The 14,593-nt window shown below is 26.0% G+C and carries 17 protein-coding genes; 5 read left to right on the top strand and 12 right to left on the bottom strand.

Annotation, left to right across the window (positions count from 1 at the left end):
- Nucleotides 1–35 precede the first annotated feature (35 nt).
- Both BN346_RS06245 and BN346_RS21905 read left to right on the top strand, forming a co-directional pair.
- A complete protein-coding gene (locus BN346_RS06245) occupies nt 36–887 on the top strand; it encodes a hypothetical protein (RefSeq protein ID WP_051540108.1) in 852 nt (283 codons plus the stop codon).
- A gap of 89 nt (nt 888–976) precedes the next feature.
- A complete protein-coding gene (locus BN346_RS21905; protein ID WP_187372128.1) occupies nt 977–1,132 on the top strand; it encodes a hypothetical protein in 156 nt (51 codons plus the stop codon).
- Between the two features lie 302 nt (nt 1,133–1,434).
- On the opposite strand, the gene BN346_RS06240 is transcribed toward BN346_RS21905, so the two are convergent.
- The 7 genes from BN346_RS06240 to BN346_RS06210 form a co-directional block, all read right to left on the bottom strand.
- Nucleotides 1,435–2,808 (bottom strand): Na+/H+ antiporter NhaC family protein, encoded by a 1,374-nt coding sequence (locus BN346_RS06240; protein ID WP_051540107.1) that lies wholly within the window; start codon nt 2,806–2,808, stop codon nt 1,435–1,437.
- An 84-nt stretch (nt 2,809–2,892) separates the two neighbouring features.
- Nucleotides 2,893–3,960, bottom strand: coding sequence for a methylcobamide--CoM methyltransferase (locus BN346_RS06235; protein WP_040327289.1), 1,068 nt, complete (start codon nt 3,958–3,960; stop codon nt 2,893–2,895).
- Nucleotides 3,961–4,196: 236 nt separating this feature from the next.
- Nucleotides 4,197–4,706 carry a GNAT family N-acetyltransferase gene (locus BN346_RS06230; protein ID WP_051540105.1) on the bottom strand — a complete coding sequence of 170 codons (510 nt, stop codon included), beginning with the start codon at nt 4,704–4,706 and terminating at the stop codon, nt 4,197–4,199.
- Between the two features lie 38 nt (nt 4,707–4,744).
- Complete coding sequence (gene yyaC, locus BN346_RS06225; RefSeq protein ID WP_051540103.1) at nt 4,745–5,290, bottom strand: spore protease YyaC; 546 nt, start codon at nt 5,288–5,290, stop codon at nt 4,745–4,747.
- A 228-nt stretch (nt 5,291–5,518) separates the two neighbouring features.
- Entirely contained in the window at nt 5,519–5,776 is a 258-nt protein-coding gene (locus tag BN346_RS06220) for a hypothetical protein (protein ID WP_040327288.1), read from the bottom strand.
- A 9-nt stretch (nt 5,777–5,785) separates the two neighbouring features.
- The gene (locus tag BN346_RS06215) at nt 5,786–6,571 is read right to left on the bottom strand and encodes a class I SAM-dependent methyltransferase (RefSeq protein WP_040327287.1); all 786 of its coding nucleotides are present in this window, start codon (nt 6,569–6,571) and stop codon (nt 5,786–5,788) included.
- A 348-nt stretch (nt 6,572–6,919) separates the two neighbouring features.
- Nucleotides 6,920–7,768 (bottom strand): Nif3-like dinuclear metal center hexameric protein, encoded by an 849-nt coding sequence (locus BN346_RS06210; RefSeq protein ID WP_051540102.1) that lies wholly within the window; start codon nt 7,766–7,768, stop codon nt 6,920–6,922.
- Between the two features lie 477 nt (nt 7,769–8,245).
- Between BN346_RS06210 and BN346_RS06205 the strand changes: the two genes are divergently transcribed.
- Nucleotides 8,246–8,773, top strand: a complete 528-nt coding sequence (locus BN346_RS06205) for a GNAT family N-acetyltransferase (RefSeq protein WP_040327286.1) — start codon at nt 8,246–8,248, stop codon at nt 8,771–8,773.
- A 537-nt stretch (nt 8,774–9,310) separates the two neighbouring features.
- On the opposite strand, the gene BN346_RS06200 is transcribed toward BN346_RS06205, so the two are convergent.
- The 4 genes from BN346_RS06200 to BN346_RS06185 all read right to left on the bottom strand — a co-directional run bounded on the left by BN346_RS06200 (nt 9,311) and on the right by BN346_RS06185 (nt 12,102).
- Complete coding sequence (locus tag BN346_RS06200) at nt 9,311–9,553, bottom strand: hypothetical protein (protein WP_040327285.1); 243 nt, start codon at nt 9,551–9,553, stop codon at nt 9,311–9,313.
- Nucleotides 9,554–9,669: 116 nt separating this feature from the next.
- Nucleotides 9,670–10,068 carry a DUF3888 domain-containing protein gene (locus BN346_RS20455; RefSeq protein WP_051540100.1) on the bottom strand — a complete coding sequence of 133 codons (399 nt, stop codon included), beginning with the start codon at nt 10,066–10,068 and terminating at the stop codon, nt 9,670–9,672.
- 110 nt (nt 10,069–10,178) lie between these two features.
- Nucleotides 10,179–11,615, bottom strand: a complete 1,437-nt coding sequence (locus BN346_RS06190) for a PH domain-containing protein (protein WP_040327284.1) — start codon at nt 11,613–11,615, stop codon at nt 10,179–10,181.
- Nucleotides 11,599–12,102: a PH domain-containing protein gene (locus tag BN346_RS06185; protein ID WP_040327283.1), complete on the bottom strand. Its 504-nt coding sequence runs from the start codon at nt 12,100–12,102 to the stop codon at nt 11,599–11,601. The genes BN346_RS06190 and BN346_RS06185 overlap by 17 nt, the downstream gene beginning before the upstream one ends.
- A 172-nt stretch (nt 12,103–12,274) precedes the next feature.
- On the opposite strand from BN346_RS06185, the gene BN346_RS06180 reads away from it, so the two are divergent.
- Nucleotides 12,275–12,907 (top strand): hypothetical protein, encoded by a 633-nt coding sequence (locus BN346_RS06180; RefSeq protein ID WP_040327282.1) that lies wholly within the window; start codon nt 12,275–12,277, stop codon nt 12,905–12,907.
- Nucleotides 12,908–13,063: 156 nt separating this feature from the next.
- The gene (locus BN346_RS06175) at nt 13,064–13,831 is read left to right on the top strand and encodes an SDR family NAD(P)-dependent oxidoreductase (protein ID WP_040327281.1); all 768 of its coding nucleotides are present in this window, start codon (nt 13,064–13,066) and stop codon (nt 13,829–13,831) included.
- Between the two features lie 52 nt (nt 13,832–13,883).
- Here BN346_RS06175 and BN346_RS06170 read toward each other — a convergent pair whose 3' ends face one another.
- Nucleotides 13,884–14,564, bottom strand: coding sequence for a nitrite/sulfite reductase domain-containing protein (locus tag BN346_RS06170; protein ID WP_040327280.1), 681 nt, complete (start codon nt 14,562–14,564; stop codon nt 13,884–13,886).
- Between the last annotated feature and the right edge of the window lie 29 nt (nt 14,565–14,593).

Genomic DNA, 14,593 nt, shown 5'->3' with positions numbered 1-14,593 from the left:
CTATACTTATTTTATATAGAAAAGAGGTGTTATAAATGAGCATTCCTATTTGGAAATATGCTTTATCTATGCTTACATACTTTGTAGTATTGCTATGCATAACAGAATTACTGAGGAAGAAATACAAACTTGCAAATATTGTTTGGATTTGTTCTTTGTTAACATTCCCACTTTGGTTAATGGGTGGTGTTAGTGGTTGGTTCCGTTGGGCAAAAATATTAAGTGTTATATTACCTACAATTGTAGTTGGTTTTTGCAGAATTGCTAACTTTGAAGAAAGAAAAGGTTCATTTTGGGAGTTCTTTCAAAAAGGTTGGATTCTTTGGTTCGTTTATGGAATGCTATTTTTAAATATACTAGAAGCAACATTAAAAGATGTAAGTTTAGGAAACTATGCTAATGCAGCTTGTGGTTTTTTACTATGTGCAACTATCCCTTTTGCACCTAAGTTTTGGGAGTATTCAAAAACTGGTGAAGGTGATTTAATATGTTACACAACTGTAGGCTGGAATTTCTTATATACTACTTGGAATTTATGTTTTGTATATGGTGAAAGTCCTAATTACTTTGCTAGTACAATCTGTATTTTAATGGCTGCAGAACTATATCCTATTTTCAAGAAGAAACCTGAATTGTATATTATGTCACGAGTTTACACTTTAGCAACTCATATGATTTTACGTTCTTGTTTTGGAACAATGTTCTTAAAAGTAATGGATGCATCAACATGGTATAATGCAAGTTTTGCAAAATACTGGGGGATTCTAAACTTTATACTAATTATACCTTATTTATTTTGGTATATGTGGCAACTTCACACTGGAAAAGCGGAAATATCATTTAAACGAGGAAAAACAAATAATAATGTAACTACATTAAATACTTAATATAACTTTTGTATAGTAAAAGCCTTTTGTAGCATACTAAGTTTATAAATTAAATATTTATTTAAAACTTTAAGAAAGGACTTTTAAATATGAAAGATAAAAATCAAAAAGAATACACTAAAGAAAATTACTTAAAAAACGGTAATAAAACTCAACATCAATATGCTAATAGTAGTTTTAATACCACAATTGAAGAACCTGGAACAAACGAAAGCGGAATTATTGCTAAAAAGAAAGGTTTTTAGGTATAAAAAACAAGTTAAATATTAATATTTAACTTGTTTTTTTACTTTACATAAATTTAAACTTCTTTATAAAAAACTATATTATTAGTATATGGTTCAAATTTTAAATAACACATTTATCAAATAAAAATTGTTTCTTCATCAATAACCAGAAATTATTTACATAAGTATTTCTTTAAAAATTGATTTAGAAAATTTTTATGAATACCGTTTTAAATAATTACTGATTCCTTTAATAACTTTGTTTTCATTTGATATATTAATAATTTCATTTTTCAAATTGAAACCCTATAAAAATAATTTTAAGCATCTAACTCATTAGATATTCCACTTGAATTTTCATTAAAATTCCAAGGATGTTTTTTTATATATCCATTTCCTAAAGGAGTCATTATTGATAAAACTGCAAATACTATTAATACAAATGAATACCACATATATGGAACTATTTGAACTGGACTTACCATTCCATTTGAAAAACTTCCAGCTATAAGCAGTTGTGCTCCATATGGTATAAGTCCTTGCATTATACAAGAAAATGCATCTAGTAATGACGCTGTTTTTCTTGGATCTATATTATGTTCTTTTGATAATTTCTTTGAAAGTTCTCCACTTACAATAATAGATACAGTATTGTTTGCTGTTGCTGCATCAGTAAGTGCTACTAGTGCACTAATTCCTATTTGAGCAGATTTTTCACCTTTTATTCTCTTGTTTATTTTATATAATAAATAGTCAAGTCCGCCACCTTTAGATACCATGTTTGCAAGTCCACCAGTTAATAAAGATAACACAAATATATCAAACATACCTGTGAATCCTGCATATATTTCTTTAACAAAACCTAAAAATGAAAAACTTCCATAGAACATTCCAATAGCTCCTGAAAGAATAATTCCTCCAGTTAAAACAGCAAATACATTTTTCCCTGCTAATGCCATAATCAAAACAAACATATATGGAACTATTTTTATTAAGTTAAATGCATGACTTTCAATTTGTGGTGTAGTTACTGGTTTACCAAATATGAATAAAAATATTATTGTAACTATTGCTGCCGGTAATACAAATCCTAAGTTAACCCTAAACTTATCTTTCATTGATACACCTTGAGTTCTTGTTGCTGCTATAGTTGTATCTGATATAATAGATAGATTATCTCCAAGCATTGCTCCACCAACCAATGCTCCTAATGCTAATGGCATATTCAGCCCAGCCTTTTCAACAAGTTCAACAGCTATAGGTGCTACAGCAACAATAGTTCCTACAGATGTTCCTGTTGAAATAGCTATAAAAGCTCCTATTATAAATATACCAACTATTATAAATTGTGCTGGTATTAAAGTTAATCCTAAATTTACTGTAGCATCAACACCACCCATAGCTTTTGAAACTGCTGAGAATCCTCCTGCTAATAAATATATGATACACATAATAATTATATTGTCATCTCCACAACCTTTTATAAATGTATCAAACTTACTATCTAAATTTCCTTTTATAAGTATAAATGCAACTATTATTCCTATGATTGCTGCTATTGGTGCTGGAAATTGATAAAATGCCATTTCCTCACCTTTTATAGAAAGTATAATCCCCGATGATAAATATACTAAAACAAATACAACAAATGGTATAAGTGCTAATCCATTCCCCTTTTTTTCATTATTTTTCATTTTATTTTCCCCCTTGTGTAATTAATGACATTCATTAATTACAGTACCTTATCCTTTTTAAATCCCTATTTTCCTTTAAGTCATTTACTCATTTAGTAAATTTATATCTATAGGATATTTTCCATACTTTTTAGCCGCATCCATAAACATTTCAATATTTTCAATTGGTGTATGCATTGGAATTTGACAGCCTGTACTTAAAACATATCCTTTTTTAGAATCATGACCTTTTCTAATACATGTTTTAACTGCTTCAAAAATTTCTTCCTTAGTACCTGAGTGTACCGCATCTACAGGTGGAACATTTCCTGTTATAACTACTCTATCCCCTATCATATTTTTAGCTTCTTCTAAATCTTCTACATTATCTATACTAAAGTTTGAAACTCCTGCATTAACAACATCTTCCCAAATTTCTTTACTTTTACCACAAATATGTATTCCTGGTGCACTGCCTGTTGTTTCTTTTATTTTATCAATATTCTTTTTTAATGCTGGTAATGAAAATTCTCTAAATTGCTTTGCACTTATTAAACTAGTAGATGATACTGGATCTGCAAATCCTATAGATAAACCAAGTTTAGCTACCTCTTCAATGTATTTATTATTGCACTCTGCAATTATATCCATTAAAGTGTGAACTTTTTTAGGATATTTAATCATCCATTTTAATAAATTTTCTGTTCCTACTACAGATGCTGCCACACTAAAAGGACCTGACATTGCTGCACTAACATCAACTTCATCTATAAGTGCATCTCTTGTTAGAGTCAATGCTTTAAGTAAAGTAGGTAAATTTCCATCTTTTAATGGATTAATTATTTTAAGTGATTCTATTTCATCTACAGATTTAATAGCTGGTTCTATTAAGTAAGAAATTCCATATTCAGGATACCCAACTTTTGCACCCATTGCTTCTGCAACACCTCTAAGACTTGTAGATATTCCTACTCCATCATGACGTAATCTTTTAAACAATGCTATTTCTAAATCGGCCATAAGCTCTGCTGAGTGATAATAATCACTTGCTTTAACTCCAGTAAATGGTGTCATTGTAACTCCCATATCTGGAACGCATATAACTCTATCAATTTCCTGTCCTTTAGAGAATGCTATCATTCTTTCCTTTGGTGTCATTTCTTCTCTAATCAATTTTAAAACCCCTTTCTTAAAAAATATTTATTTTAATATTTTTTACTCTACATCCTTTATATGTTAGCACCCTCCTATAACACTTTCTATAATTATAAATATTTCTAATAGATAAGAATTTCTTATAATTTTTTATAATATTATAAAAAGCAATAAAACCATAACTGATTTTATTGCTTTAATATGAAAAAATTGTATTTTTATTTCAACATAACAAATAATTTAATAGTCTAATTTTATAATTTGTCTAATCGCCACCAAAAACACTCCTCATCTTCCTTATACAAAGTCATACCTAATTTCTTTAATAAATTTTGAGATGGAATATTACTTTTTACTGTATCTGCAATTACACTTTTAACATCATTATTTAAAAATATCCATTCTATGATACATTTTAAAACTTCTTCCATGTACCCTTGTCTTCTATATTCTTTTCTTATAACATATCCAATTAACACTTCACCATTTTCATTTGGATACCCTTTTATCATCAGATGTCCAATATATTTATTTTCATTTTTAGATATTATAATCCACGTTGTGTACCACATATATTTTTCATTATTTTTAACTACATCTTTTAGCCTTATTAAAAAAACATTTCTATCTTTATCCTCTATATTCTTTTCAGAACAACTTAATCCTATATTTTTCTCAAACTTCTCAAAATCATTTATACATAATTTTAAATTTTCTTCATTTAAAGCTAAAATATCCAATCTTTTTGTATTAAGTTTCAACATTTTTATACCTCTTAATTTTTCTCATATAAAATTACTATTTACATTAACATTTCTAATTTCTCTATAATTTTATATATCTCTTCTACTGCTTTATTTATATCTTTTATGTCTACATTATTTAATTGAAAAAATGGGTTATACCCTTCTTCGTTAACTATATATAATATTGATATATCCCCAATAGAAGGCAAACTACTTCTTAGTCCTTTTCTAGGTGAAATAGCTTTATTTCTAACATAAACTTTTCCAATATCGCGTTCATCATCACAGAGGCATGCATCTATAACTATTACAAAAGCATTTTCATGATGTTTATCTATATAATCAATTTTTTCTCTAAAGTTTTTTGCATGAATAGGATCATCTAAAGTTCCATAAAATTTAATACTCATATTATGTTCTTCCATATAGCTTCCAAGCATTGGAGCAAAACTATCTCCAACACATTTATCAGTACCTACATTAATTATTATTAATTCATCTTTTGCACTTAATTTATAATGCTCTAAAATAAAATTAACTACATCACTAATATTTATTTCATCTAATTTGAAACTTAACTCTTTATATAAAAGTTTCTCCATTCATCAATTACCCTTTCTAATATTAATTTAAGCTTTTATAAAAAATTCCTATAATAGTATTTTAAATTAATTTTAAGAAAATTCAAATTATTTTTTATATTTTATTTGATTTTTCACATAAAGTTTAAAATATATTACTTACAATTTTTAAAACAACTTCTCTTATCTTAAATTAAAATTTCTATATAAAAAAATAAGCTAATATAAAAAATTAGCTTATTTTTTTGCTTAACCTACACTTTTGTATAAATACATTGTATATAAACCAACAAATATAACAAATATTGAACTCATTAAAAACAAAATAGCATCCATTTTCTTTTCATTTTTAAAAGAATTATATGCATAAATTATATTTAATACACCTAGCATTAATAATGAAATTGACATACCTATTTTAGAGTCAATGACTTTAAATAAACATAATACCGCATTAGCTATAAGAGCTATGACTAAAATAATTATTACTACTTTTAACCTCTTCATTTTTGCACTCTATAATTCATTTTTATGTGCAACTAATGTAAATTCACCCGGTATGTTTTTATGTTCATCAAATCTAGGTCCTTCAATAAGTTTTTCAATAACAAATCCAGCCTCTGCAAATGATGTTATTATTTCTCCCATGGTCCAGTATCTTAATAAGCACTTAGGGAATTGCTCTTCACAATTAATTTCCATTAGTTTTTCATAAGCTACTTCTGCCTCATGTAAATCATTTTCAAAGTAATCACCTACTACATCTAAGCTATCAGCATTATTTACAAAGATATCTCTGTCTTTAAATATCTTTCTTATAGGATGAAAATCATTTAAAATTAACTTTCCTCCTACCTTTAACATATCATATACTTTTCTTGAAAAATCATTTAATTCTGAAAAATAATGCAGTATTCCACCTTCCATATATGCAATATCAAAGCTATTTTTAATATTCTTTATATCAACTTCTAAAAAATCAGACACTATATATGTTAAATCTACCTTTGCATTTTTTGAAACTTCCATTGCATAATTTCTATTTTCACTTGATATATCTATAACTGTAACATCTGCTCCAAGTACTGCAAGTGGTACTGCTTTCTTACCACAAGAACCAAGTATATTAACAATCTTCTTATCTTTAACATCTCCTAAAAATTCAATGTGTCTTCTTAAATATTTATTAGGATCATTAACCATATCAATAGCAACCTTATCTGGGTTTCCTAAATCTTTTATCCAATGCTCATTTGCCCTATAATTCCATGCTCTTTTATTAATATCACTTTGTTTTTTCATAAACTTCTCCCCTTTATATACTCACTCCACATTACAGTATAATTTCAATTATATCACAATTATAATTTTTATTGTAAAAGGATATAATGTTCCAAGTACAAATTTAAAGTAATATCTGTATAAAATGATAGGACTAAAATCACATATTAATTCTATTTTAATGTTGGGAACCAATTAAGAAGTAAGAGTGAAAAGTTATGGTAGTTATTACTCACTTTGTTCCTAATATCTAAGATGGAAATACTTAAAAGCTACGTTTTTATGTGATGCTTAAATAACAAATTTATCAATTGAAAAATTTTTTTCTTTCATTAAATTATTATATTTATTTTATAAAATTTTTATAACTTACATATCCTCATATACTGGTTCTCCTTCAATAAAACAAGATGGAATTCCAAGGTTTTGAAAATATATACACATCTTTTGACATGCAAATTTTTCTGTAGAATAATGTGTTCCTCCCAAAATATTAATATGATTTTTTTCTTCAAACTCATGAACTTCTGAATATTTTTTGTTATTTATAGAAACACCTGTGATAAGAATATTTACATTATTTTCAATCATTTCTTTAGCAGTTTCTATGCTATTTCCCCCACCTGCTACAATTGCTACTCTTTCATCTTTTATATGGTTGTTTCCATACAAATAAAGTTTTGTATCATGACCTAAAACCTTGGAAAACTTATTATGCAGTTCTTCCATGGTTTTACATGCTGTTTTACCAATTACACCACTTAAGGCTCCACAATAGTTTTTAAATGGTTTTTCAATTTCTATATCCAAAATATCAGCTAAAGTTTTACTTGTTGAATATTCACCAAAATTATCTAATGGCACATGTAAATTATATATCGATATCTTATTTTCTTTAAATTTTTCTATTAGTTCTTTATCCATTTGATAAAATGACTTTTCTCCTCTAATATCCCAAATAGAAGGATGATGTAAAAACAACATTGAGTTTTTAACACCATCATCAATTATACTCTTTAAAACTTCTTTAGTAGGGAAAACAGCACAATACACCTTTTCAATTTCATTTGTGAAATCACAAACTAACCCCATACTTCTTTCCTTAAAATTTTTAGAAAGATAACAATCTAATTTTGTCATAAAAATTGCCCAAGTATCATTCATCTCATTTGTTATAAAGTCCTTTTCTAATTTATAATACAAATCAATAGCCCTCATAAAAATCCCCCTAATCCTATAAGTATTATATACTTATAATTTTAAGTTGATTATATCTCTTACAATTATTCCTTGCAAATATATAGGAATACAAGTCTAAACTTTAAGTTATTCATGTTTTAGTTGAGAAATATATATTTAAACTATTGTAGAAAAATTAATAATTAACGATAAACATTTTTTTGAAATCAATATATCCAAGTGACGTTTGGCAAAAATGAATTCTCGCCTACAAAGGTGGTAATGACATTTAAGAATAGAAATACTTAGAAACTTAACTTTAATATTAACTTTCAATTCTTAATTTTTAATTTTTCATTAAATTAATTAGAGGTTTCACTTGAAACATGAATAAACTCATCTTTAACTATATATATCTATATTAAAACTGAGATGCCTTTCATTACTTTAATTTACTTTATTTCTAATTTATTGTATAATAATATAAATTTTGTGCTTTTACTTTGGAGGTAGCATATGAATATTATTATTGAATTAGGAAAAGAATGTGATATAAATGAATTAGAAAATCTTTATAATGATTTAAATGATTATTTGGCCAGTGGAATAAATTATCCCGGATGGAAAAAAGGTATATATCCTACAAGAGAAGATGCAATCAATGGAATTAAAAATAGAAATCTTTATATAGCAAAGTATAATGATAAAATTATTGGTTCTATTATTTTAAGTAATACGCCTGAAGAAGCATATCATAATGCTACTTGGAACTTCAAATCTGACTATTCAAAAATTTTAGTTATATATACTTTTGTTGTTCATCCAAAGTTTATGAAATGTGGTGTAGGTAAAAGATTAATTGATTTTGCTACTGAATATGCTATTAATTTAAATATAAAATCTATTAGATTAGATGTTTATGAAGGTAATACACCAGCCATTAAGCTTTATGAAAAATGTGGTTTTAAGTATATTGACACTGTAGACTTAGGACTTAAGCATTATGGATTAGAATTTTTTAAACTATATGAAAAATTAATATAAAATAATATAAATAAAAAAATATTAGAACCACATAAAATTTAAGGCTCTAATATTTTCTTTATGCGAAATAAGTTGTTTTAACTATTTTTCTAGTATTCACTATTATGATATCAAAATTTGATATTACTTACTTATTTTAATATTTAGAACCAATTAATAACTAAAAAATAAGAATGAAAAGTTTCTTTACTAACATTATTCATATTTCAGTTGAGAAAGAGCAATTTAAAGTGTTATACAAAAATGAACAATTAACAATGAAGAATAAAACTGAAAGCTCAATTTTTTTAATAGATTTTTAAAATAATTTGTACAACAAATTAATTAAAGATTATATAAAAACTTAGTTTTTATAGATTTCTATTCAAAAATATTAGTAACGAAGTGAGTACTATTAACCATCATTGTTAATTGCTAATTGCTAATTGTTAATTGCTTCCAAGCATTATAATAGAATAAGCTGTGAGATTATTATTGTCATTTGAGAAAGCTATTACTTTGAATTTAAAATTGGAACCCTATATAATCTAATAAAGTCTAACCTATAAATATTACAATTGAAACTACTACAAGAAATAAAGAAGTTGCACTGTATATTACAGTATCCATTTTCTTTTGATTTTGAAAAGAATTATATGCGTACATTATATTTAATATACCTATCATTAAAAATGAAATTGGCATTCCTATGTTAGAATCAATAACTTTAAATAAACATAATAAAGATATAACTATTATAGCTATACTTAAAATAATTATTGCTGATTTGAATTTTTTCATAACTCCCTCCTATTTATCTACTTTTTTGTATATTGTTACAATTTATATTATATCATACCTACTACTTTTTATTTTTAAAATATATAAATTATAATTATTATATATATAAAGCTCTATTATAAATACTTATCTTGAAATTTAACTAATTTAGTTCCATAAGGACTTGTTTTAAATATCATTCTAACTAATTCACCTGGTGGATTATGGGCACCTGTATATGTATCTACTTCTATAATTATATAAAACTCAAATTTTTCACTAGGCCTTTTTATACTAATTACATTTGCATCAAATAAATCAAAGTTTCTTTCTGTACCAAAATACTTTTCAATTGAACTTTGAATATATGGGTATAACATACTCATTAAAGCTTCATGACATAATTTTTGTGACTGCTCATTATTATTATCTTTATAATTTATTAATTCCTCAGCATTAACATTTAAAGTAGAAATATTTAAAAACAAATATACAGTAATAATTATTAAATATAAAATTTCTTCAAATCTTTTCAATATATCACCTCGCTTTTATATCTAAACTTTTTGCTTTAAAAAGAGTTTAAATCTCTATAAAATTAAAAAGTATTAGAACCTTAAATTATTTTGATTCTAATACTTTATGTTTATACTCTTAAGTTTTCTTCCATTTCTTTTATAAGTTCACACTCTAAATGTTTTACCTCAACTACTTCCCCAAAGTAATTTGTGCATACATCAACTTTGTAATTGCAAACATTTCTAAATCGTTGTAATGGATTTTGTTTTGTCCCAATTGATTGAACTGTTTTTTGTTTTATTAAATGAGTTGTTTTTACTACTGCTCCACTGCTCATTACTATAACATCCCTATTTAATCCTATTGATGCATTTTTATAATTTCTATATCCCAATAAAATTTGACTTAAAATGCACATACCTATAAGAATTAACTTTAAAGGAATTGTTGGTATAAAATATACTGCTGGACTTATTAAAATTAAAGAAATTATATTTCTCTTAACTATAAATTTAAATATTGCTCTCTTAGGAGGATTGTTGAAATGTCCCTCAAAATTAAACTCAGGTAATAATGTATTTATTATATGATTTTTTAATTTTTCATTAGCAACTGGAAATATTATTGCTTTTTTATCATCTTCATCACCATATCCAATAACTATCCCCTCCATATTATACAGCCCTAAAAATTGTCCTAAAAAATTTTGTTTAAGTTTTAACGCCTGTATTTTTTCTATAGGTAATGAATATTTCTTTTTAGTAATTAATCCATACTCTATATTTAATTTATTAGAGCTTTCATAAAGGGTAAAATTATAGTATTTTATAATCTCTATTAATATTGATACTACACTTACAATGATATACAAAAATAAAATCACTAATATAACACTTATAACTATAAATGCTATAGAAGTAGAATTTTTTGCAATATCTCCTATTCCATTTACAAAACTTTCTGCTTTATTATCTATTGAATTTAAAAAGTCTTCACTTAAAAATTCATTTATTTGAGAAAGTATAGCAAATAGTCCTACAAGCCATCCTAGTTTATTTTTCGTAATACCATATATAGCTAAATCCTTCATGCTAGCTTTTATATAGGATTCTTTTAAAGATTTATCTTCTTTAATCTCTTCACTACTTTTATAACTTTTTAAAAGTTCTTCTCTAAATTTCTTAGCAAAATCCATTTTCACTGTGATTTTTACTTCTGTTTGTCCATCTCCTACTGCTCCACTATCAACTTTTAAATTACAAACATCAAAAATGCGATTTATTAAGTTTTGTTCCATATCTACTGTACTTATTTTATCTAAAGGAATTTCTTGTTTTTTTCTTGATAAAACTCCTTGCTTATAAACTAACATTTCATCGCTAATATAAAATTTTATATTATACCATTTAATTATAGAATATATTAAAATTATTACGCATGCTAAAACTATATAATACCATTTAACTTTAAAGAATAAAATTATTAATAAAAATAACCATTCTTTTAAACTACTTACTGCTTCATAACCTATAAAGATCCAATGATTTTTATTCTCTACATTCATTATCATTTTCCACCTTTATTTTTATCTTGCTTTTTAAATACTCACAAATTTCTTCAGCTTTTTGAATTTCTATATTAGGTATTCTATGACTTCCTCCAGCTGTTACAATTTCTACATCAGCAAGTTTAAACATCCTATTTATAGGACCTTGATTTATCTTTATATGTTGTACTCTTATTATAGGTATTACAGTTCTTTTAATAGAAAATATACCTTCTGAGAAATCAATTTTATCATCAGTTATAGCATATTTCCATTGCTTATATTCTATAATTGGATATAATAATGTATTTAAAAGTAATAGTCCTAAAATAATTGCTATTATAAGATTTATAACAAAACTATATTTAGTTATCCAACCTAAATCAAAATAATCTCTTAAAAACCACTTACCTCCAATTAAAACTCCCGAAAATATAATTGTTGTTATAAGCCTTGCTATAAACCATGACTTTTTTGAGTTAGCATTAAGCTTATTATAATCCATATAATCCCATCCTTTATTCTATTATTTTTTATATAATATCATATAAAGAAAATACACATCATATACTTTATAAATATTTTATAAATGCATATATGTTTTCACTAAGTATAAGGTATAATATATAAGAAGTTAAATTCAAATCTTAAAGTATATTTATAGGAGATTTTTTAAAATGAGTAAAAAGAAAAGTTTGTTACGCATACCATTAATAATATTATCAGTAATTCTTGTTTTATTATTAGCAGTTATTAGTATTTATTACATTTGGTTTAAACCTAAAGTTGAAGTTAAACCTATTGATTCTGAAATAACCATAAACAAAGGTGATATGATAAAAAAATTCATTCCTAATGATTTAAACTTTAGTAATAAAAAAATTACTGCTACTGCTACTGCTTCATTTAGTGAAGAAGAACTTACTGACTTATCAATAGAAATATTTAAAAATATAGATGAATTAAAACCTTATTTAACTGGTTCTAAAATATATTTAAATGACAACTCATTAGATTTATATTTACATCTAAAATATAAAAATATTCCTTTAGAAGCTAAACTTAAATTTACTTATTCAGTAAGCGACGGCAATGCTATTTTCCATTACGAGGAAGGTAAAGTAGGTTTCTTTAATATTCCAAAAGAAATACTATTTTCACGTTTAACTGAAACTTCATCTGTTAAAATAAATAGTGAAAATGGAGATGTTATATTAACACTTGATGATTTAAATGTTGTTGATATAACAAATATAACTATCGAAGATAACCTTCTTAAAATAAGCTTTGAAGGTAGTATAAAATTTTAAAATAAAAGAAGCTGTTACATTTATAGATTTTATTATTTATAAATGTAACAGCTTCTTTTATTTTAAAAAGCAATTTATTTTTATTGACATAATGAATATATATATGAAATATACTGTTAATATCCAATTTTTAAAGTATTTATAGGGGGAATTTTTATGAGTAAATTATTTGATTTAACTTCTAAAGTTGCAGTAATAGTTGGTGCTTCAAGTGGTATAGGTGTACAAGTTGCTAAAGCTCTTGCAAACGAAGGCGCTAATGTAGCTATACTTGCTAGAAGATATGACAAGTTAAAAGATGTAGCTAAAGAAATTGAAACTCTTGGTGTTAAGGCACTTCCTGTTAAATGTGATGTTACAAGTGAAGAAGAAGTAAAAAATGCTGTTAATAGCATAATAAAAGAATATGGAAAAATAGATATATTGTTTAATAATGCTGGTGTAGCCTCAATGGCTGATGTTGACAGTTTAGATGAAAATGAATGGAATAGAGTTATGGATACAAATGTTAAAGGTATATTTCTAATGACTAAATATGTTGTACCTTATATGAAAAATAATCATTACGGAAAAATTATAAACACATCTTCAGTTATGAGTTCTGTTGCTGCTAAAGCTGCTCCACTTCATGCATATGAAGCATCTAAAAGTGCGGTATTAGGTCTTACAAGAGGAATGGCTTCTTCTTGGGCTCAATATGGAATTACTGTGAATGCCATTTGTCCTGGCCTTTTCAAAACAGAAATGACAGAACATACTTTATTTGAAGAATCATTTCTAATGAGATATAACGCAGTATGTCCAGCATCAAGACCTGGAAAAGAAGGCGAACTAAATGGCGCTGTAATCTACTTTGCTTCAGATGCATCTAATTACACTACTGGCCAAGCATTATTTGTAGATGGTGGTTGGACATCAGTTTAATTATTTGAATAAAAATAGATATGCTTAAATGCATATCTATTTTTTATATTATTTAAGCATTAAGAAAATTTTCAAGATCTAATTTATTTTTAAGTTCATCTAAGCCTACTCTATCTATATAGTCTCCTAATCTTTCTTTTCCTTCTGCGTTTTCATCATACACAGCAATTATGTTTTCAATTAATTTAGTTACTTTTTCTTCTTCTACATTAATGCAAAGTTTATCACCAAGTCTTGGTTTTACTCCACCTTTTCCACCAACATAAACTGTCCAACCTTTAGGACCTCCAATAAGGCCTATATCTCTTGTGTGGCTATCAGCACAACTATTAGGACATCCACTTATACCCATTTTAAGTTTGTTAGGTAGATTTCTTCCATGATAAGCACCATCTAATTTTGTACCCATTCCTACTGAATCTTGCATACCTCTTTTACAGAAAGTAGTACCTGGACAAATCTTAACACTTCTTACACAAAGACCTATTGCAGCACCTGGTTTCATACCTAAGTCTTCCCATACGCTGTCTATATCTTCTTCTTTTAATCCAACAATAGCTATACGTTGCGCACCTGTAACTTTTATAGCTTGAGCATTGTATTTATCTGCCACATCAGCAATAGTTCTAAGTTGATCTGAAGTAATAAGACCACCTGTTAAATGTGGAGCAATTGCATAAGTTTCCTTGTCTCTTTGAAGTACTGCACCTTTTTCTAATAAATCTTTCATAATATATAATTCCTCCTTAAAACGCTTTCGTA

This window comes from Clostridium ihumii AP5 (genome assembly GCF_000612845.1).
Taxonomy (GTDB): domain Bacteria; phylum Bacillota; class Clostridia; order Clostridiales; family Clostridiaceae; genus Clostridium_J; species Clostridium_J ihumii.
The sequence above is the reverse complement of the archived record's forward strand: the minus strand, read 5'-3'. Positions and strand labels throughout refer to the sequence as shown.